Annotated in this window: 17 protein-coding genes, 1 tRNA gene and 2 pseudogenes; 14 read left to right on the top strand and 6 right to left on the bottom strand. The window is 50.7% G+C overall.

Annotated elements, in window-relative coordinates; all coding sequences use genetic code 11:
* Positions 1-641 precede the first annotated feature (641 nt).
* Genes DO97_RS14055 through DO97_RS14035 form a run of 5 tightly spaced genes read left to right on the top strand, consistent with a single transcriptional unit; the run spans position 642 to position 5,652 of the window.
* On the top strand, positions 642-1,667 hold the full coding sequence (locus DO97_RS14055; protein ID WP_036534499.1) for a PstS family phosphate ABC transporter substrate-binding protein: 1,026 nt from the start codon (positions 642-644) through the stop codon (positions 1,665-1,667).
* A 52-nt stretch (positions 1,668-1,719) separates the two neighbouring features.
* Positions 1,720-2,730: an ArsJ-associated glyceraldehyde-3-phosphate dehydrogenase gene (locus tag DO97_RS14050; protein ID WP_036534496.1), complete on the top strand. Its 1,011-nt coding sequence runs from the start codon at positions 1,720-1,722 to the stop codon at positions 2,728-2,730.
* 50 nt (positions 2,731-2,780) lie between these two features.
* A complete protein-coding gene (gene arsJ / locus DO97_RS14045; protein ID WP_036534493.1) occupies positions 2,781-4,043 on the top strand; it encodes an organoarsenical effux MFS transporter ArsJ in 1,263 nt (420 codons plus the stop codon).
* Positions 4,044-4,046: 3 nt separating this feature from the next.
* Positions 4,047-5,123 carry an ACR3 family arsenite efflux transporter gene (arsB, locus tag DO97_RS14040; RefSeq protein ID WP_036534490.1) on the top strand — a complete coding sequence of 359 codons (1,077 nt, stop codon included), beginning with the start codon at positions 4,047-4,049 and terminating at the stop codon, positions 5,121-5,123.
* Positions 5,124-5,145: 22 nt separating this feature from the next.
* Positions 5,146-5,652 carry a phosphatase domain-containing putative toxin gene (locus tag DO97_RS14035; RefSeq protein WP_052128747.1) on the top strand — a complete coding sequence of 169 codons (507 nt, stop codon included), beginning with the start codon at positions 5,146-5,148 and terminating at the stop codon, positions 5,650-5,652.
* 46 nt (positions 5,653-5,698) lie between these two features.
* Here the strand turns inward: DO97_RS14035 and DO97_RS14030 are convergent, their stop codons facing one another.
* From DO97_RS14030 to def, 3 genes are all read right to left on the bottom strand, one after another.
* A complete protein-coding gene (locus DO97_RS14030) occupies positions 5,699-6,400 on the bottom strand; it encodes a Coq4 family protein (protein WP_036534487.1) in 702 nt (233 codons plus the stop codon).
* 231 nt (positions 6,401-6,631) lie between these two features.
* A complete protein-coding gene (locus DO97_RS14025) occupies positions 6,632-7,105 on the bottom strand; it encodes a DUF2127 domain-containing protein (protein WP_036534484.1) in 474 nt (157 codons plus the stop codon).
* Between the two features lie 32 nt (positions 7,106-7,137).
* Positions 7,138-7,704: a peptide deformylase gene (def, locus tag DO97_RS14020; RefSeq protein WP_036534481.1), complete on the bottom strand. Its 567-nt coding sequence runs from the start codon at positions 7,702-7,704 to the stop codon at positions 7,138-7,140.
* Positions 7,705-8,155: 451 nt separating this feature from the next.
* Between def and DO97_RS14015 the strand changes: the two genes are divergently transcribed.
* From DO97_RS14015 to hypE, 5 genes and pseudogenes are all read left to right on the top strand, one after another.
* Positions 8,156-11,662, top strand: coding sequence for a non-ribosomal peptide synthetase (locus DO97_RS14015; RefSeq protein WP_204368638.1), 3,507 nt, complete (start codon positions 8,156-8,158; stop codon positions 11,660-11,662).
* Positions 11,646-11,900: pseudogene (locus DO97_RS29515) on the top strand (oligosaccharide flippase family protein); the annotation flags it as partial. The gene DO97_RS14015 and the pseudogene DO97_RS29515, both read left to right, overlap by 17 nt.
* Before the next feature lie 31 nt (positions 11,901-11,931).
* Positions 11,932-12,927, top strand: a complete 996-nt coding sequence (locus DO97_RS14010) for an oligosaccharide flippase family protein (protein ID WP_338038709.1) — start codon at positions 11,932-11,934, stop codon at positions 12,925-12,927.
* A 48-nt stretch (positions 12,928-12,975) separates the two neighbouring features.
* On the top strand, positions 12,976-13,374 hold the full coding sequence (locus DO97_RS14005; RefSeq protein ID WP_036534478.1) for a DUF4253 domain-containing protein: 399 nt from the start codon (positions 12,976-12,978) through the stop codon (positions 13,372-13,374).
* Positions 13,375-13,682: 308 nt separating this feature from the next.
* A complete protein-coding gene (gene hypE / locus DO97_RS14000) occupies positions 13,683-14,729 on the top strand; it encodes a hydrogenase expression/formation protein HypE (protein ID WP_036534475.1) in 1,047 nt (348 codons plus the stop codon).
* A gap of 10 nt (positions 14,730-14,739) precedes the next feature.
* On the opposite strand, the gene DO97_RS13995 is transcribed toward hypE, so the two are convergent.
* Positions 14,740-14,813 (bottom strand) — tRNA-Val (locus tag DO97_RS13995).
* Between the two features lie 195 nt (positions 14,814-15,008).
* On the opposite strand from DO97_RS13995, the gene rplU reads away from it, so the two are divergent.
* The 4 genes from rplU to mgtE all read left to right on the top strand — a co-directional run bounded on the left by rplU (position 15,009) and on the right by mgtE (position 18,305).
* On the top strand, positions 15,009-15,383 hold the full coding sequence (gene rplU / locus DO97_RS13990; RefSeq protein ID WP_036534473.1) for a 50S ribosomal protein L21: 375 nt from the start codon (positions 15,009-15,011) through the stop codon (positions 15,381-15,383).
* Between the two features lie 54 nt (positions 15,384-15,437).
* Positions 15,438-15,734 carry a 50S ribosomal protein L27 gene (gene rpmA, locus DO97_RS13985; RefSeq protein ID WP_036534470.1) on the top strand — a complete coding sequence of 99 codons (297 nt, stop codon included), beginning with the start codon at positions 15,438-15,440 and terminating at the stop codon, positions 15,732-15,734.
* 398 nt (positions 15,735-16,132) lie between these two features.
* Positions 16,133-16,747, top strand: coding sequence for a DNA-3-methyladenine glycosylase (locus tag DO97_RS13975; protein ID WP_036534467.1), 615 nt, complete (start codon positions 16,133-16,135; stop codon positions 16,745-16,747).
* A 202-nt stretch (positions 16,748-16,949) separates the two neighbouring features.
* Positions 16,950-18,305 (top strand): magnesium transporter, encoded by a 1,356-nt coding sequence (mgtE, locus tag DO97_RS13970; RefSeq protein WP_036534463.1) that lies wholly within the window; start codon positions 16,950-16,952, stop codon positions 18,303-18,305.
* Positions 18,306-18,381: 76 nt separating this feature from the next.
* Here mgtE and DO97_RS13965 read toward each other — a convergent pair whose 3' ends face one another.
* Both DO97_RS13965 and DO97_RS31305 read right to left on the bottom strand, forming a co-directional pair.
* Positions 18,382-18,975, bottom strand: a complete 594-nt coding sequence (locus DO97_RS13965; RefSeq protein WP_162183003.1) for a hypothetical protein — start codon at positions 18,973-18,975, stop codon at positions 18,382-18,384.
* A 200-nt stretch (positions 18,976-19,175) separates the two neighbouring features.
* A pseudogene (locus DO97_RS31305) lies at positions 19,176-20,252 on the bottom strand (glucokinase).
* Positions 20,253-20,925: the final 673 nt, after the last annotated feature.

Here is a 20,925-nt window from a genome sequence, read left to right as displayed (position 1 = left end):
TCTCCCACAAGGGGAGAAGGGACTTCAGACCCAGAACTGGTTCAAAAGCCCCTCTCCCGCTCTGGGAGAGGGGGTGGGGTGAGGGCGGATTGAGTTCTGTCAGTCAATCAGGTAAAAATCTAGATTCAGTCTTTTCAACGGTCTTGGTGAAAAAGGCTGCGACAGAAAATCACCTCTACTATAGTACCTATATATTGATCTTGTTTCGACTGCACAAACCTTGATCCTTGGCATCAACAGATGACCTTGCTGGAGTGTTGCAAACTTCCTAGTCTTCTGCGTATTTTTTCTAGGTTTTGTGCTAAATAAAAGTACTTAATTTTACATCACGTATCAGCATATTTCTCCCAGTCTGTGCTTTCATCTCTAGATACTCAAACAGGTAAAACTTGTTTTAACCCATAAGGTAGGACGTGAGTTTGACGATAGCCTTAGCCGGTTTTAGTGGGTAGTCCTTGGGCATTGCTAGACAGAGTTTTGCTGCTTTAGCTCAGTGATACCAGCCTGTATGTACCTCGACCATCGACCGAGTATTTTGAGCTATCAACCGTGGGTCAACAATTGCATTCTGGCCTTGACAAATCAATTTAATTTGAAATGATTGAAGAGTATCTCTAACGCATCCTAGGGGATTGAGCCGTATGAATGCAGTTGTAAAGAACGCTGCCCTAGCGCTTGGAATGCCTGCGATCGCAGCAGGTTTGACCGCTTTCCTCATTTCTCAGACCGTTGCCCAATCACGCGCCGTGATCAAAGTGGATGGTTCTAGCACGGTCTACCCGATCTCACAGGCGATCGTCAAAGCCTTTCAAAAAACCCCCAACGGTAAGCAGGTGCAGATATCTGTGGAGCAATCCGGGACAACGGGTGGCTTCAGAAAATTCTGTGCTGGTCAGACAGACATCAGTGATGCCTCCCGACCCATTCTTGCCCCAGAGATGGAGCGATGTCGGAAAAACGGGGTGCCCTATATGGAATTTCCTGTGGCCTTTGATGCCCTCACCGTTGTCGTCAACCCCAAAAATACCTGGGCAGATCACATTACTTTGGCTGAACTCCGCAAGATGTGGGAACCAGCAGCTCAAGGTACCATTACCCGTTGGCGGCAAGTGAGAAGCAATTGGCCAGATCAACCTTTGAAGCTCTTTGGCCCTGGTAAAGATTCAGGCACCTTTGACTACTTCACTGAAGCAGTGATGGGCAAAGTCGATGCCAGTCGCAACGACTACGTTGCCAGTGAGGATGATCAGGTGCTGGTGCGAGGGGTGAGTCAAGACCCCAATGCTCTAGGCTATTTTGGCTACGCCTACTACCTGGCCCATCAAAAAAATTTGAAAGCCCTCGCGATCGACAGCGGCAAAGGCCCGGTCTTACCTTCAGCCGCAACGGTAGAGCGCAACCAATATCAGCCGTTAGCTCGACCCTTATTCATCTATGTCAATGCTCGATCAGCTCAAGTCAAACCAGAGGTACGGGCGTTCACAGAGTTTTATCTCAAGAATGTCGAGAACTTAGTCAGCTCAGTGGGTTATATCCCACTTCCAGCAGAGGGGTATCACATTGCGCGAGTTCACTTCTACCGGGGCAAAATCGGCACCGTATTTGCAGGCAAGTCCCAGCAAAACCTGACCATTCGGGAATTACTCCGCAAGCAAGCTCAGTTTTAGCGCTTGCTTTTTTGTTGGAAAACGATGAGACCACTATAGAAAATTATTAAGTATGGGAATTCGAGTCGGAATTAATGGGTTCGGTCGGATTGGGCGACTGGCACTGCGTGCCGCTTGGGGATGGCCAGAGCTAGAGTTTGTCCACATCAATGAGCTCAAGGGGGGCGCTGCGACGGCGGCTCATCTGCTGAAATTTGATTCGGTGCACGGGCGTTGGGCACCGGAGGTCGAGGCGGTTGCTGACACAGTCTCGATTGATGGTACGTCTCTCAGCTTCAGTGAGTTTGCCCAACCGGGAGCGGTGCCATGGGAAGCAAAACAGGTGGATCTAGTGTTGGAGTCTTCAGGTAAGTTCCGCACACCTGAAACACTAGAGCCTTACTACCAGTGCGGCGTTCGCAAGGTAATTGTCGCAGCTCCTGTCAAGGAAGTTGCTTTGAACGTTGTTATGGGGGTGAATGACCACCTTTATCGGCCTGACCAACATCATCTGCTGACGGCTGCTTCCTGTACTACCAACTGTTTGGCTCCTATCGTCAAGGTGATCCATGAAGGTTTGGGCATCCAGCATGGGGTGATTACCACGATTCATGACCAGACGAATACCCAAACCCTAGTGGATGCTCCCCATAAAGATCTGCGTCGTGCTAGAGCGTCTAGCCTGTCGTTGATTCCCACCACAACAGGTTCAGCAACGGCGATCGGGCTAATTTATCCCGAACTGAATGGCAAGCTGAATGGATTGGCTGTGCGAGTGCCCTTATTAAATGCATCGCTGACAGACTGTGTATTTGAGGTCAAGCGCCCCACCACAGTGGAAATGATTAACGGCTTGCTAGAGGTTGCCGCTGAGGGTTCTCTCAAAGGGATTCTAGGCTATGAAAAACGTCCTCTCGTTTCGATTGATTATAAGGATGATCCTCGCTCTGCAATTATTGATGCCCTATCTACCATGGTCGTCAATGACACCCAGGTAAAAATCTTAGCCTGGTACGACAACGAATGGGGCTATGCCAACCGCATGGTGGAACTGGCTCGCAAGGTCGCTCTCAGTCTGAATTAGTTTGAGGTCATGCTCCTCACGCCCTAGTCCCTCCCACTTCCTCATCCCTCATGGCTACCACTACCGCCTCTAGCGCCAACTTTAAGAACTACATTCTGGTCACACTGGCCTACTGGGGTTTCACCATTACGGATGGAGCCTTACGGATGTTGGTGCTGCTGTATTTCAACAACATTGGCTATACCCCCATTCAAATTGCCTCTCTGTTTCTGTTCTATGAAATCTTTGGAGTTGTCACAAACTTTTTGGGCGGCTGGATTGGTTCCCAGCTCGGACTGAAAGTGACGCTCTACAGCGGCATTGGGCTACAGGTTTTTGCGCTCGTTATGCTGTCCTTCCTTAATCCCGACTGGACTCAGTGGGTGGCCGTCGGATATGTGATGGTGGCTCAAGCATTTTCAGGGATTGCCAAAGACCTGACCAAAATGAGTTCTAAAAGCGCGATTCGGTTAGTGGTGCCACAAGATGCTCAAGCTTCCTTGTTCAAATGGGTAGCAGTGCTGACAGGTTCCAAGAATGCACTGAAAGGGATCGGCTTCTTTGTCGGTGCCGCACTCTTAGCGTCGATGGGTTTTGTCGGTGCCCTACTGATTATGGCAGGGGTCTTATTCCTGCTGATGTTCACAGGGTTATCTCTACCCAAAGGGATGGGCAAAATTAAGGCGAAGGTGAAGTTTACGCAGCTCTTTTCCAAAAGCCAGGAAATCAATATTCTCTCGGCAGCTCGGTTCTTTCTGTTTGGTTCCAGGGATGTCTGGTTTGTGGTCGGACTGCCCGTCTTTCTGAGAAGCGTTTTGGGCTGGTCGTTCTATCAGGTCGGCGGCTTTCTCGCATGTTGGGTGATTGGCTACGGCATTGTGCAGTTCTCTGCACCAGCCTTACTGCGGCGTTTTGGCTCTGGACAACCCCCCCAGGCAAAAACCATTCAGTTTTGGACGTTCAGTTTAACGGCGGTGCCAGCAGCGATCGCGATCGCACTCCAAAGCGGTGCGCCTGCAAATGTCGTCATTGTGGTGGGTCTAACAGTATTTGGGTTGGTGTTTGCGTTTAACTCAGCCGTGCATTCCTACCTGGTGCTGGCATTTACTGACGATGATAAAGTCGCGCTGAACGTTGGCTTTTATTACATGGCTAACTCTGGCGGTCGTTTGGCGGGCACGGTGCTTTCGGGTCTGGTCTATCAATTCTTTGGGTTGGTGGGGTGTCTGTGGGTGTCAACGGCTTTAGTGCTGGCAGCCGGAGTGATTTCGACAAAGCTGCCCGATCCACAGCCTAGCAAGGCGATCGCCTGGAAAGCAGGGGATGGAGATTAAGCAATGACCCCTGTAATACAAACTGCGACAGTAAAACGCCTCTCTTCTCTCGATCGCTTCCTGACGCTGTGGATCTTCCTGGCAATGACGATCGGCGTTGCTTTCGGTTATGTCTTCCCTGGTTTAGAAGCGTTTATTAGCCAATTTCAGGTGGGCACAACCAACATCCCCATTGCGATGGGTTTGATTTTGATGATGTATCCACCGCTGGCGAAAGTGCGCTACGAGGAGCTTGGGGATATCTTTCACAATGGCAAAATTCTGGCTCTGTCGCTATTGCAGACGTGGCTGATTGCGCCAGTGCTGATGTTTACACTAGCCACTCTTTTTCTGCACGATTATCCAGACTATATGACTGGCTTAATCTTGGTTGGCATTGCGCCTTGTATTGCGATGGTGATTGTCTGGAGTGAACTGGCAAGAGGCGACACTGAACTCACAGCCGGACTGGTGGCATTTAACAGCCTATTTCAGGTGTGCTTTTATAGCGTTTATGCCTGGTTTTTCATCGCCGTTTTGCCGCCGGTCTTTGGGTTACAGGGCAGTGTCATCAACGTGAGCATTGCCGCGATCGCTCAGAGTGTGTTCATTTATTTGGGCATCCCGTTCCTAGCAGGCTTTTTGACACGTTACTTTTTGGTCAAAGCAAAGGGCAGACGCTGGTATCACGAGGTCTTTGTGCCCAAAATCAGCCCCATGACGCTGGTTGCCCTGCTGTTCACGATCGTGGTGATGTTCAGCTTGAAAGGGACTTTGATTGTACAGATTCCGCTGGACGTGGTGCGGATTGCCATCCCGCTGATTATTTACTTCGTCGTGATGTTTTTGGTCAGCTTTTACATGGCATGGCGCATCAAGGCGAATTATGCCCAGGCTGCCAGTGTGGCATTTACCGCTGCTGGCAACAATTTTGAACTGGCGATCGCCGTGGCGATTTCAGTCTTTGGCATCAATTCCGGTGCTGCGTTTGCGGCGGTGGTGGGTCCCCTGGTGGAAGTGCCCGTACTCATTAGTCTCGTGAACGTGGCATTCTGGCTTCAGAAACGCTATTTTTCCGAAAACGTAGCGAAACCCCTTTAGCGGTCAAAGCAGGCTGAAACCAATGGCAAAGCAATTGATGCAACCCATTGCAGAGAACCTCTGGTGGGTACTTCCTGGCAAATTGGCAGGCGTTCGCAAGCCCACAGCAGCAGAAATCACCGAGTTAGAGGCAGCGGGTGTGAGCGCGATCGTGTCCGTACTGGATGACCCCTCGAATCTGGATTTGTACGAGCAGGCTGGTATCCCTTATCTGTGGCTACCCACCAAAGGCGGCACGGCACCTAGCCAGGAACAGGTGCAGCGACTAAACGACTTTGTTGACACTCAAAACAGCTTGGGCAATGGCATAGCGGTTCATTGCAGTCATGGCAAACGACGGACGGCAACCATGCTGGCGGCATATCTAATCAGCGCTGGCGCATCGCATGACCTGGCCATGCAGACGATCCACACGGCAAACCCTGAGATTGAGTTGCGAGAAGCCCAAACTGCGTTCTTGAAAGCGTTAGCAGAAACATCAGTGAATGTCGTGATCGATTCCTGCTTGAAGATCTATCACCAGCTTTAACCATCCACCCCGAATCTTGTTTTTGTCAGATAGACAGCAACAGTCGTTACAAGGTTAAGCCGGGGGTGGTATCCATCCAACTGGTGGGGCCAGAGGTAACTGCATTGATCTGCAACTCGGAGCGCCATTGTTCCAGGGACTTCTCCCAGCCTTCCTCCCATTTCTGGGCGAGGAGTAGTTCCGCAGACCAACCGATTTGTAATCCCACCACCACCCGCTGGAGCACTTCATTAAAGAGTTCTGGGCGCTTTTTATAGGCGATTACCAGGGCTGTGAGGAGAATCACCGTAAAGGATGGATAACCACATTGGGCCGCCATCATGCCCAGTACACCTGTTTCACCCTCCGGTTTGAGTGAAAAACCCGTAACAATATGGTGGATATCATGGGTTTTTCGGACTCGCATGACTACGTAATCCGCGTCATCCTTAATTTCTACATCGCGGTAAAATTCAGGGTCATAGCCCAAGTTGGTAATGACAGTGGCGTAGGAATAACCTAGGGAACCTTTGGGCATTTGTTTTAAGGCTGCTAGATCGATATCTGGCCCCATATAGCGTTCAGCGATCAACTGAGCCATGGCCGGATTTGCCTTCAGGCGATCGAGACAGACCTGCATTTGGGGCGTATCACGGAGGCGTTCTTGGAGATCAAAGACACTGTCCGTATCCTTGCCCATATCCTTGAGAAAGTCCACAGCGATTTTGATGTTTCTAATGCTGTTGACCAGGTTGGACAAGCCAAACATAGAATTGCTCCTTCGAGAATTTGAATGGACAATTTCAGTAACAGATTTCGATACAGCCATCCCTACCGTGAGAGACTAAGCCCACGGGTATCCAAGGTTTGATCGTCGTCCTAATGGTTGATGTCTGTGTACTAGGGCTGTCATACCGCTATCCTAAAGCCTGCCTCATCCCCCGCGCATCCCCCGGTTGGTCATCCTCCCACTGTGACCCCCGGATAGAGGTGTTACTCCTCAAGCATCATCCAACTGACTGTGACGGATCTCTGGCCACTCTTTGAGTAGAAACCCAAAGATCCCCAGATTCACCATGAACAGGGCAGCGGTACTCAACGATGCATTGTGGATCAGTTCAAAGATTTCGACTGGTAACAGAATCCCGACCAACCCTAGAAACAATCCATAGGCCCATGTTGCTCCGAACCATAGCCCTACGGCGGCAATGGCAATCAAAGCCCCATAAATGCCAGAGAGACGTGCAATCAGTTTCAGTTGCTCGATGTCAGAATGGATAACAAATTGAAGCAGCGATCGCACAAGGGCATATTCAGCTGTCAGCATATAAGTTGCCGCCCAGGTTGTAACGGCCTCATAATGCCGCCAACTAAAGCCAGCGCCAATGGAAATTATCAGCAGTGTTAAGGCAAGCACAGCTTTCTTGGCGATCGCCAGCTTCAGAAGCAACGAGAGTTTAGTCTTGGGCTTCATGGGAGATGTTGCCGTATCCTTCGTTGTTGAATTTAGCAGTTTCTCGATACCGCCACGACCCGTTGCTGATATTCCTGCTCAGTCATAAGGTCTTGGGTACTTTCAACCCGATCTAGAAATACGATGCCTTCAAGGTGATCAAACTCATGCTGAAAAATCCGCGCCACGAAATCCGTAAGCACCGGCTTCTGGCACTTCCCCTCCAGATCGGTGTACTCAACCTCAACTTCCCGATAGCGAGGCACCAACCCTCGAATCCCTGGAATACTTAAGCAGCCCTCCCAATCGGTCAGTGTTTCCTGAGAGTGAGCCAGAATCCGGGGGTTAATCATGACAGTGGGCTCCATCCAAGGAGCCTGGGGGTAACGGGCATTGGGATGAGATGCCACAATCAACAACCGCAAGGATGCGGATACCTGGGGGGCTGCCAACCCCACCCCTTTAGATTCCTGGAGCGTTGCCAGCATATCCTCAATCAAGGTTTCTAGCTGGGCGGCATCTACGGGGGCGATGGTCTCCGACCCACCGATGGCGATCGCCTGGGCTGTTTGTCTGAGGATAGAATTTCCTAGTTGAGCAACTTGCAGTAGAGTAGCCATAATCAAGCTTATAGCGATGGAACCAACACGGCCAACTTAACGATGGATTCTAACGCGAATCAGTATTGTTCACTATTTTGAGTCCTACCAGAGCGTTATGTCCTTCCTGGTGGAGGGCGATCGCTTAAACACCTCCAAGCCATCATTCTCGTCGGTGAGATTAACACCCCTCACCCAGGGGATACTGAAAAGCCCGTGCTCTATGTGTCAACAAGAGGTTTGGGAGTGTGTCACTATCGTGGCAACCCTACAACTCATGCTATTGCGCCTAGTGTTTGATGATCAAAACCACTGAGGAGTGTCAATGCCTTTCCCATTCCCATGAAATGGGATTAATCACAGGCATAGCAAAGACCGACGCCCATATAGATGTACCTCATACAAGTGAGAATCGTTACATATGAGCCCAAATAAATCACAGGCAGGTGACTCTAGCAACGGGTCTGGGAGGTTGAACAACCCGCTAGGAGATCCGGACGTGACCAGCCAGCAGCAAAAACCTAACGGGAAATTAGCGACTCAGCCAACTAACTGGGAACCGCAATGGCCCAGCAGCGTCATGCTAGAACTGCCGATGGATCGGGAGCGGCCAGCGATACCATCCTTTCTGGGAGAACAGCAGTCACTCATACTGCCCGAACACTTGACCCAATCATTGTGGCAAGAAGCACAATCTGCAGGAGTTAACCTCAATGTGATCCTACTGGCAGCCTTCAAGATCCTCCTGCACCGCTATACAGGCAGGGAGGAGATTCCCATTGGGGTCACCATAGCTAGAGAACTCGGTGATCAGCAAACCACAGTCCTGCAAACTCACCTCCAGGAGAACCCCAGCTTTCGAGAGTTGGTTGCACAGATAGGCAAAGCTGTTAGTCTAGCCAATGCTGATCATGAGCTGACAGTTGAGAAAAAACTGGAAGATCCGCATCCTGATTCTAATCAAAACTATAAACTGCTATTTCACGTTGGGTTCAATCTGCCCAACTTTTCTAGCATCGAAATTCCATCGTCAGCTATCTCAATTGGGAATTGTGATCTGACCCTGGAGGTAGCAGTAAAAAATCGGGCAGTTAGGCTGACATTCGTTTATAACGCCGAGTTATTTGGCGCGGAGCGGATGATCGAGATGCTCTTGACACTGCAATACTTACTAGAGCAAATTTCGCAGCATCCTCTCGGCAACCTCTCAGACTTCTCTTTAGTGACGCCTGAGGCTCAATTTCGCTTGCCCCATCCCACTGCATCTCTATCCAGTGAGTGGTTTGGCTCCCTCCAGAGTCGATTTTCCCATCAGGCTCAACGGGTTCCCCAACGGATCGCGGTTGCAGACCCATTGCAAGCCTGGAGTTACGCCGAACTTGAGGCAGCGAGTAACCAACTGGCCAATTACCTCCACACCTGTGGGATTCAATCCCAGGATGTTGTTGCCATCTACGCCCACCGAAGCGCCGAGCTAGTGTGGGCACTGCTGGGGATTCTCAAGGCGGGTGCCGCTTTTGTGATTCTGGATGCCAAGTATCCAGCCTCGCGCCTCAGCGATTGTAGCCAACTAGCCAAGCCCAAAGGCTGGCTGATGATGGCAGCAGCAGGAAAACTCCCACCGGAATTGGAAACGGCTGTGCGTAGTCAGAGATCTCTCTGTCGCCTGGAATTGCCTCAAGGGGTTGCTGCCGCTCGTAGTCTTTTGCAGGACTACTCCCCCGAACCCTTGGGGATGGCTAGCCATCCGGATCACCTAGCCTACATTGCCTTTACCTCCGGCTCCACTGGCAAGCCCAAGGGAATTTTAGGCACCCAGAAACCCCTCTCCCATTTTTTGGCATGGCATATCCATACATTTGATTTGAACGAATCAGACCGCTTTAGTATGTTGTCGGGTCTGTCCCATGATCCCCTGCTGCGGGACATCTTTACACCACTGAGCTTGGGTGCAACCGTTTACATTCCAGACCCAGACAAGATATTTGCCCCTGGATGGCTTGCAACCTGGATGCAGCGGCACAAGATTAGTGTCGCCCACCTAACCCCTGCCATGGGCCAGCTTTTGCATCCAGCAGCTGACACCGAACCATCGGTAACAATGGCTGTGAGCGACACCAATGTCCATCTTCGTTATGCCTTCTTTGGGGGAGATATTTTAAGAAGACAGGAGGTGGCGTGGATACAATCCCTGGCTCCCAACCTCACCTGTGTTAATTTCTACGGAGCTACGGAAACACCCCAGGCGATGGGATATTATGTTGTCTCCAACCCAGCAGCCCAAGAGCAGAGAAGAGAGCACCTACCGACCCAGAGCCGCATCCCCATCGGTAGAGGCATTCAAGACGTTCAACTGTTGATTTTAAATCCTGCCCATCGCCAAGCTGGGATTGGGGAACTGGGAGAGATTTATATTCGCACTCCCTACCTGACAAAAGGATATTTAGGGGATGACACCCTGACCCAGGAACGGTTTATTACCAATCCGTTTACCAAGATAACGGGCGATTGGCTTTACAAGACAGGTGATCTGGGTCGATACAACCCAGATGGCACCATTTCATTAGTCGGTCGTGCTGACAATCAGGTCAAAATCCGAGGTTTCCGAGTCGAGCTGGGAGAAATTGAGGCCGTGCTCAATGGGCACCCGACAGTACGACAAACAGTCGTCATTGTTCGAGAGGACATAGCAGATGATAAACATCTGGTAGCCTATATCGTTCCCACCAAGTCTGAGGTTGTGGTTGCTGAGCTGCGGCGTTTTCTCAGGGAAAAACTTCCCGACTATATGGTGCCCTCTGCATTTTTGATCCTCAACCAACTGCCCCTGACACCGAATGGGAAGATTGATCGTCGGGCTCTACCTGTGCCAGATTATGGACAACCGGAGTCAGGCAGTTTCAAGGCACCCCGCAATGCTGTGGAACGTCGGTTGGTGAAGATTTGGGAGCGGTTATTAGGTGTCAAGCCCATTGGCATCCAGGACAACTACTTTGATCTGGGAGGGCATTCACTGCTGGCGGTGAGATTATTTGCGGAGGTCGAGAGGGTATTCGGCAAAAAATTGCCCATCAACGTGCTGCTAGAGATTTCAACCGTTGAACAACTGGCCAGAGTTTTGGATCAACACATCCCATCAGCACACTTGTCGTGCTTGGTGCAAATTCAACCGGGGGAGGGTTCCCCACCCTTGTTCTGTGTTCACGAAGCAGATGGTCATGTCCTTTGCTACCGTGAGTTGGCGGGGTATCTGGGACAGGGACAGCCTGTATACGGCTTACAACCCCACGGCATGGATGGTCAGCATCCCCTCTATCGCCAGTTCGAGGCCATGGCAGCTCACTTTATTCGCGAAATCCGGTCTCTGCAACCGGACGGGCCTTATTTGTTATGTGGATTGTGCGTGGGAGGTGTTCTAGCCTATGAAATCGCTGTGCAGCTTCAGGCAGAAGGCCAGGAGGTGGCCTTACTGGCACTGTTTGATGCTGCCTTGGATCAGAGTCCGACTCTGCCAGTCGGAGATCGCTTCAGTCGCCACCTCCGTAAGTTTCTCTATATGAGTCTCAAGGAGAAGTTGGATTATATTTTCGCTAAAGTTAAAGGCAAAATTCAGCGAACAGCGAGACCATGCTTTGAGAAGCTTGTGCTGATGAATTATCGTTTCTATCTCAAGAGTGGAGGCTATTTACCCTTCTTGCCTGCGAAAATTCCCGTTCGAGAAATTCTCAACACCGTAGACTACCAACCTCAAGTTTACCCAGGCCGAATAACCTTGTTCCGAGCGACTGAGGGAACGTTAGAGTGGCACAATGATCCGACCTTGGGCTGGGGTGCTCTGGCAACTGGAGGAGTGGAAATCTATGATATTCCCGGTCGGCATAATGAAGTAACGGATATGTTAACAGAACCCTATGTAAGGGTTTTGGCGGAACATTTACTGGCTTGTATTCATCGGGCGGTAGGTGAGGGAGTGGATTAAGCTTTTGAACGCATTGCTCAATTTCTTCAAACAGAAGCTTGCCAACCGATTCCTGCGCAATCTGGGCTGGCTCAGTGCTGGTGAACTAGTGATCCGTGTTTTTCGCCTTGTGACCACGATTATCCTGGCTCACGCTTTGACACCCTACGATTACGGTTTAGCAGCCATTGTTTTAACAGTCTATGAATTCACCCAAGTCTTTACAATATCTGGGATTGGTGCCAAGTTAATCCAGGTTGAACCCGAAAAGGTAGCTGATTTAGCCAACACTGCTTACTGGCTCAATTGGATCGTTTGTCGGGGGTTTATTCTGCATTCAATGCCTCGTATCATTTCCGGTCGCTTGGTTCTACAAAGACCAGCAATTGATTATGCCCATTTGCATTATTGCCTTGGTTTACCTGATGATTCCGATTGGTCAGGTGCAAGCAATGTTGATCCGTCGAGAAAACCGCCTCAATATTTCGGCTCTGGCGAATACAGTACAAGTGTCAGTTGGTAACCTGATGACGGCGGTCTTTGCCCTCTTGGGGTTGGGAATGTGGGCGGTGATCTTGCCGAAGGTTTTGACTGGCCCGATTTGGGTACTGATTCAATACTATAACCATCCTTGGCGACCTCCGAAACAATTTCAACTCAAGCACTGGCAGGAGACAGTGGTATTTGGGAAAAATTTGCTGGGCGTTGAATTGCTAGAAACCCTGAGGAATAATTTAGATTACCTGATTGTGGCTCGGTTTATTAGTGTTGAATCCTTGGGGATGTACTATTTTGCATTTAATGCAGGGCTGGGAATCAGTCTGAGCTTTACCAACGCCATTAGTTCAGCGCTGTTTCCCTATCTTTGTGACATCCGCATGAATTGGGCAGAATTGCAACAGCGTTACTATAACAGCTTTAAGACAATTGCCTGGATCATTATTCCAGTTGTGTTATTGCAGGTGACGCTGGCTCCTCTTTATGTTCCCATTGTCTTTGGTCAGAAATGGGTGGGGGCGATTCCCATTCTAATGTTGATTTGTTTGTCAGCTATCCCTCGACCCTTTGCTGAAGCAGCGGGGAAGCTATTACTTGCCGTTGATCGTCCCCAATTAAATCTGATCTGGAGTATGGTATTTACGGCCATTTTCACTATCGGATTACTCATTGGCGTCCAAGGTGGAGTGATTGGGGTTGCCTGTGCAGTTCTACTAACCCATTGGTTGGTACAACCGCTATTTACGCTCTGGGTGGGTCGCTTTGTCTTCCAAGAACAGAAGGCGTAATCTGGGGGTTGAATCAGTATTGTTATTCACGTAGGCAGCGATAATTCTATGGATAAGTATCAATCTTTGCGAGAAGCGGGTACGGATGCCGCGAACTATGACCTTGAAACAGACGACATTATTGCACGACTCAAACTTTGGGACACCAGCTATGGCATCGAACTCAGTGATGTCACATTTGACGCTGTCGTCGTGACGTTCAAAAGCCTCCCAGCCGACTTGACAGCCCTCTCTGCGGAGATCTATGAATTTTGCCCCGACACCATCGATCAGCATTTTGGCTGTATAGCCGACATGATTGAGATGGCTGAGGAAGTCGGACAGGAGATTCCCGCAGATCTGCGGCAGCTGTTGGAGGGCGTTGATCTCACCGACGAGAACTATGGCTTGGAGCTGCTCCAGCGATCGCTCTGCAACAGTAAAACCGTAGCGCTATGGTGGGATTGATTATTGCTCTACTAGGCACTGGTTCGTTAAGAGGAAATGCATTGAAACCCTCTCATACAGAGGATTTCGTGGGTTGATAGGGGGCGAGAGCGGATACGATAGCCGCTGGGACACTGGCGGCGGGCCAGATAAACACCGGACGGATTAGCAACCTCTGGCTCCGTTTCAACGTTGTCTGCCGCCGGTGACACGCCCCATTAGTTGCTGGCTGCTACTGTCTGTATGTATCACTATCCATTGTGGACAGGCAATCGCAAGCACTATCCGATGGATAACATTGAGCTGTTTTCAATGGAGTGACCAGCCCCATGACCTTTGCCTGCCCCATTTCTCTGCAGCAATATCCCACCATTCTGATGGCCCATGGTGGCGGTGGACGATTAATGCACCAATTGATCGAGACGATGTTTCTCTCGGTCTTTGGCTCCCCCGATCGCGAAATCCATGATGCAGCAGTCCTTGCTATAGCAGGCGATCGCATTGCCTTTACCACGGACTCCTATGTGGTGAATCCGCTGTTTTTCCCCGGTGGGGATATTGGCTCTCTGGCTGTGAATGGCACCGTAAATGATCTGACCATGGCTGGAGCCCGTCCGCTTTACCTCAGTCTGGGCTTGATTTTAGAAGAGGGCTTGCCGATGGAAACTCTCTGGCGGCTAGTGAGATCGATCAAAGCCGCTGCCGATCACGCCCAAGTGCAAATCGTTACAGGTGACACCAAGGTGGTCGATCGCGGCAAAGGAGATGGCATCTTTATCAATACGTCTGGGGTCGGCATCCTCGAACATTCCCTGAAGATTGCCCCTAGTTCTATTCAACCTGGAGATCTAATCCTCCTTAATGGCGATTTGGGGCGGCATGGCATTGCCGTGATGGCAGCTCGGGAAGGTCTGGATTTTCAAACCACTATCATCAGTGATTCTGCGCCTTTGACTCACCTTGTGGGGGCACTCCTCCAAGCTGGGGTTAAACTTCACTGTCTGCGGGATCTCACCCGAGGTGGTTTAGCCAGTACATTGAATGAGATTATGGCGGCAACACGCCTGACCCTGGCGATAGAAGAGGCTGCCATTCCCGTATTAGAAGAAGTGCAAGGTGCCTGTGAGTTACTCGGTCTTGACCCGCTGTACATTGCCAATGAGGGACGTTTTGTGGCCTTTGTTGCCCCTCAGGACGCAGATCGTGCCTTAGATATTTTGCGATCGACTCAGGAAGCAGAGGGGGAAGCGGCGATCGCGAGCGTAATTGGTGAAGTGGTTTTATCCTCTCCTCCCGCTGTAATTCTCAACAGTAAGTTGGGTGCAGCCCGCTTTCTCGATCTGTTAAGTGGCGAGCAATTACCGAGAATTTGTTGAGTCTAATGAATGGACACAACTGGACTCGAACCAGTGACCTCATCGATGTCAACGATGCGCTCTAACCAACTGAGCTATGCGTCCAAATTCAGTTTTTTATCTTATCACAAACTTTTGAGCGGTGACAACCTGGATCTGCCAGTTTGTCCCGGATCTACCACCTTGACATCCTGCTTTGATATTGAGGATAATGATAAGCTGCTGTAAAATTTGCTCGGATCAGGTTTAAGCGTCAGCTACTCAGGCAACCACCTGTACGGCAATCCTCTAGGGAGATCTATGACTTACGCAATTATTGAAATGGGTGGCAAGCAACTGCGGGTAGAGCCGGGTCGCTTTTATGATGTCAATCGGCTGGCAGTTGAACCTGACGCTCAGCTAACCCTGGAGAATGTGCTTCTGGCTCATTTTGATGGCGCTGTATCCATTGGCCAGCCCTTTGTTTCTGGGGCAACGGTGCAGGCAACGGTGATCCAGCACCTGCGGGGGCGTAAGGTGGTTGTCTACAAGATGCAACCCAAGAAGAAAACTCGTAAGAAACAGGGGCATCGCCAAGAACTAACAAGGATTATGGTGGATGCCATTCAACTCAACGGTTCATCTGCCACGGCTACCGGGGTTGAACCTTCTCCAGTGGCTGATGCAGAGGCCTAGTTAAGGATCCCTCCCAACTTTTAGGATGATTTTCAGAACTATTTTGGGGAAATTATGGCTCACAAGAAAGGAACAGGTAGTACACGCAACGGTCGTGACTCAAACGCCCAACGCCTTGGTGTCAAGCGCTATGGTGGTCAAGCGGTGCTTGCAGGCAATATCTTAATTCGTCAGCGGGGCACCAAGGTGCATCCCGGCAATAATGTCGGGCGGGGCAGTGACGATACCCTTTTTGCCCTGATCAACGGCATTGTGAAATTCGAGCGGTTAGGTAAAAGTCGGAAAAAAATCAGCGTTTACCCAGTCAAGACGACAACTGAAACCGTTGAACCAGTGCTGGCTCTCAGCTAGTTTCCGTTTTTAGCTGCATACCTTTAAGCCCCCTGCAACTGCTAAGGATTGCAAGGGGCTTTTCGCTGCCAATGGACACCCAGATCAGGGTAGTTAATGGGCAGAGCCATTTCCGTGATAGTTATGAGAGTCGTAGAAACCGTTCTTGGTTCCGAAAAAGAGAGCAGAGATCGTAAAAACTCCTGTCAGCACAACCAAAATCAGTTTGACATCCATAGGGTTACAGCAGGGATTGAACAACTTAACAGACGAGTAGCAAACTAGAGGACTAGGTAATAATCTCCGCTATTCTAAGCTGAGATCGTCGCCACTCGCTGAAACTTCCATTTTTTTCAACGTCTAGGGGATCATCCCTTTCCCTCTCTGCTTTCGGTGGGGAGCCATTCCTCGAACCAGATATGAATTGCCCCGCCGCATCGCCCGTGATTGAGCCAGAATGGCTGAGCCGCCCCGCCCCTGAGGTGGCCCCCGATTTGGTAGGTTGCACCCTGGTACGGCAGTTTGCCGATGGTAACGTGCTCCGTGGGGTGATTGTGGAGACAGAAGCTTACGCACCAGGGGATCCGGCCTTTCATGCCTATCGGGGGCGATCGCCGCGCAACTGGATCGTTTTCGAGCAGGCAGGCCATGCCTATGTATATCTGATTTATGGGATGTACCACTGCTTCAATGTGGTGACAGATCGCACCGGCATTCCCAGTGCGGTACTGATTCGAGCCTTGCAGCTGGAAACCCCACCCCCTGGAATAGACTTACCCCCCGCTCAGCTACACCGTGTAGCCGCAGGACCTGGAAAACTCTGTCGGGTGCTTCAGATTGATTTGACCGATAATGCTCAAGTATTGCAGCCAGGTGGACGATTCTGGTTAGAGCATCGTCTTCCTGCCATGCAAGAGCTTTTGGAACAGCAACCCCTTCACCTAGTGCAAACCACGCGCATTGGTCTGACGAAAGGCGTTGATACGCCCTGGCGCTGGTATCTCAAGCAGAGTCCAGCGGTATCTAAGCCCTAAGGGTAAAATTTATGGCAACCCCTTTCCCCGTGGTCAGTTGAGCGCTAGCATAGATCTAGCGATACCCCCGAGGGGGTATCGATGCTGAATTTTATCGACTCCATGGACCGAAGTCCATTCCATCCCAACGTTGAAATGAATCTGTAGTCTCCCCTAGCCTGGTGAGTCCTTTCCCCGGCGCGAGGGGAATTGAGGAGAAAAAATGCTCACCCAAGAAGTTTGCGGGTCGCTAGGGAATTTTGCTGGCTTAAATCAGTTGAAGTTGGAGCTGAATTCCTTACCTGCTATTGATGTTGGCGACTACATCGCGGAACTTCCGCCAGAAGATCAAGCGATCACATTTCGTTTGCTCAGCAAGGATCAGGCCACCAGCGTTTTTGAATATCTCCCCCCGGAAGTGCGGGAACAGCTCCTCGGTTCCTTACACCGAGCTGAAGTCTGCCACATTATTGAGGCCATGCGCCCCGACGATCGGGCGGTGCTCTTTGAGGAATTGCCCGCTGGGGTGGTGAAACGGCTGCTCCAACAACTCAGCCCTCCCGAGCGCCAAGCCACAGCCACCATTCTTGGCTATGCCGAAGGCACCACGGGCCGTGTCATGACCACCGAGTATGTGCGGCTCCGCCAGGGGTTGTCGGTTGAGGCGGCTCTGAGCAAGATTCGACTCAGCGATCGCGACAAGGAAACGATTTACTACGCCTACGTCACCGACGACAACCGCAAGCTATTACAGGTCGTTTCCCTTCGGCAATTGTTATTTTCCATTCCAGAAGTATTGATTCGAGATATTGCCAGCGATCGGGTGATTAAAACTAGTACCGATACCCCCCAGGAAGAGACGGCGCGACTGATGAAGCGCTATGACCTCTTGGCCTTGCCAGTGGTCGATCGCGAAGATCGCCTAGTGGGAATCGTCACCATTGATGACATGGTGGACATTCTGGAAGAAGAAGCCACGGAGGATATCCAAAAGTTAGCAGGGGTTAGTGGTGGGGATGAAGCCGCTCTATCGCCCCCCTACATCACTCTGCGGAAACGTCTCCCCTGGCTCTTGGCAAATATTGTGCTTTATATCGGGGCAGCCAGTGCGATCGCCCCCTTCCAACACGTGATTTCCGTGCTCCCTGTGATCTCAGTGATCATGCCAATTATGGCTAACAGCAGTGGCAACGTAGCCTTTCAAGTCCTCTCAGTAACGGTACGGGGCTTGGGGGTCGGGGAAGTCACCCCTAAAGATACCTGGCAAGTTCTCCGCAAGGAAGTTCTGGCTGGCATGGGAACGGCGATCGCCCTCGGCATTTCCCTTTCCCTATTGTCCTTGCTATGGGCGCATCCGACGGAGCGCTGGGTAGCTCCGGTGGCGGGGTTGGTGATGGTGAGTAATGTGTTGATTGCAGCCGTAGCCGGAACCTTTCTGCCAATGGCACTCACACGACTCAAACTAGACCCCGCTCTGATTAGCGGCCCACTGATGACCACTATGTTGGATGGAGTAGGGTTTATGTTGTTCTTATCGATGATTTCCCTGGGGGTGCGGATCTCCCATTTCCATGTCTGAAACCTGAATTTGGCGATGGCCGAGGTGGCGGAGTTCCAGAGGAGCAACTTCACCCATGACCATCACCGATCCCGGATTAACGGGGCTTAATCCGAATCGGGGGTTCACCGATCGCGTCACAAATCTGACCGACGCGATCCTGAGGAAAATTGGTTTCCAGCTTGTACTGATCAGCATAATCGTACAGGCGTGTCCGGCGACGGGCGACTCCCTCATAGGTCAAGGTTAAATCTGAACAATTCACGAGTATGGCAACCTTGGTCGGATTATTCCCCAGGGTGGATGTCCCCATAATCTGGAGCATGGTGACCCCGTTGGTGTAGAACCGGGAAGTCGTCTTTGTATCGTAGAAGACCTTCTCAAAGCCGGGAAGCGGTCGCCAGAGTTCATCGAAGATCAGCTTTTGATCCCGCACCCGCCGCCCATAGATATCCACCAAATGCTTGTCATTGATGGGGGTCTCAGCAGGGGTTGGCCCCACAGAGGTTGGGTCTCGCTGCACGGCATAGAGGTAGCAAACCATGGCCATAGGTCTACCATCGGCCACAAATTGCTCCTGATAGTATTTAGCTGACTGGGGACAGTTAGCAGGTGCAGCTGTAGCCACTATCGATATCGAGGGAGAAAGCAGCAGACTGCTCGACAATAAGACCGCAGACATGACTTTCAAGGTAGCTGATCTCCTGACCAAAACGAATAGGATGCAAGCCCCGCACTTCCAGGGGGACTTTGATTCTTAATGTAATCCTTCAATATATCAAGCGGTGCTCTACCGACACACACAGCAAAATATAGCGCTAGTCAGCCAGATGAGGACAAAATCAAACTGTTAAACGCCGATTCTAAGAGACTGCCTGACCAGCACTATCCTTACAATCTCGAAGCACAGAGGGCAGCACCCAGCAACCCCACCTGGGGGTTGAGGACAACATGAACGGGAATTCTTTCCAGGAGGGGTGTCATGCGACCTTTGGCCGTGAAGGCTGGCAGAAAGCCATCCGCCTGCATCAAGGGCAAGTTTTTAGCAGCAATGCCACCGGCGATATATAGACCGCCATAGGGAAGCAGTTTTAATGCCAGATTCCCAGCTTCCGCACCATAGGCAGCCATAAAGAGCTGCATGGGTTTTTTCGGATAGGTAATCTTGCTTTTCTAAGGCTGCCATGGCGATCGCGGCGGCGGGATCGACCGGTTTTTTCGCTTTTCCCGACCTGCTTTTCCCAAGTCCGGACAATTTGACCCACAGTAGACTCATCGGCAGGTTGCTGGGCATGGGAGGTACCAAAGCAGTCGCGGAAAAACTGGTAGATGGCAACAATACCCTGACCGGAGACTACTCGCTCAACAGATACACGATGTACCCCATACTTATCCATTAGATACTTTAAAAGTTGGAATTCCAGGTCACAGCGAGGTGCAAAGTCAGCATGACCCCCCCTCGGAACTAAAGACCTGATGCCCTTCGGGGTGGGGGATTAAAAACCCTTCTCCCAATCCCGTGCCAGCTCCAATGACGGCGATTGGCGCATCGCTTCGAGGTGTGCCGGCCTGCAAGGTACATAAATCTGTCGGGGTAAGACCCAACACACCATAGCCGACGGCAGCAAAATCATTAATCAGGGATATGTGGCGGATGCCCAGTTCCCGTTCTAAACGATCTGCCTCCAAGGACCATCCGAGATTGGTCACCTTGGAAGTATTATTGACCACAGGCCCCGCGATCGCAAAACAGGCGGTTTCTGGTAGGGGTTGAGTGCCAAGGGAGGGGATGGCTGCATCTAGGAACTGTCGGACCATCGGCACTAAATCAAAAAATTCCGGGCTGGAAAACCGCTGCTCATAACGAGTCTGGATGTGAATTTGGGTAGATGCCGCTGGGAGTTGGGCCTCAACCAGACTGAGAATTGTTTTGGTGCCACCAATATCACCGGCCAGCAATAAGGTCATTGCAATTACCCACTGGAGTTCTCTGCTGTTCTCAGTTTAGTAAATAGTGGCAGAGATCAAAAAATCAAACTGCTGAGTATTTAGGTATGGTTGCACCCAACCCTTACCCATCACGGGCACAATAACGGTTTATCATGAATGATGTGAGGCCTCCCGGAGTCGCCATGGTCAGCAGCCCCACTCAACCTCTTAGCATTTCCAATTCAATCGGTGAAAAGCGCGTCACTTTCACCACCTGAACTGGCAGTCTTAGCAACAAATTCTCCAAGACCTGCCCCAGAGCCGTGCTACCCGACTAACTTACGATCGTGGAATTCTGAAATTACCATGCCCCTGGAAGACCATGAATCAACAGTAGCCCCACCTTTCCTACGGTGCCAAAGGAAATGCTTTACGGATTTCTAACCCACGCGCAACTAGATGAGGTAGAAGCAGAACAATCCTTCCGGCTCTGGGATAGAGCTACGCAGAAGACATCTTAAGATTGCTCTTATCTAGCGATTATCAGTCGTATGCAGTACATTCTGACTTCAGAATCTAGGTATCAGAATCTAGAAGGATTCTCTGGTTCTAACTACTAACTCCAGAATTCTAACCCAGGAGATGCACCTCATTCATTAGGGAATTACGATCAATGAGTTCTCAGAGAGCAACCGTAAGAATCTTGATTGCA

Origin of the sequence: Neosynechococcus sphagnicola sy1, from assembly GCF_000775285.1 — a bacterium.
Lineage (GTDB): Bacteria > Cyanobacteriota > Cyanobacteriia > Neosynechococcales > Neosynechococcaceae > Neosynechococcus > Neosynechococcus sphagnicola.
The sequence above is the reverse complement of the archived record's forward strand: the minus strand, read 5'-3'. Positions and strand labels throughout refer to the sequence as shown.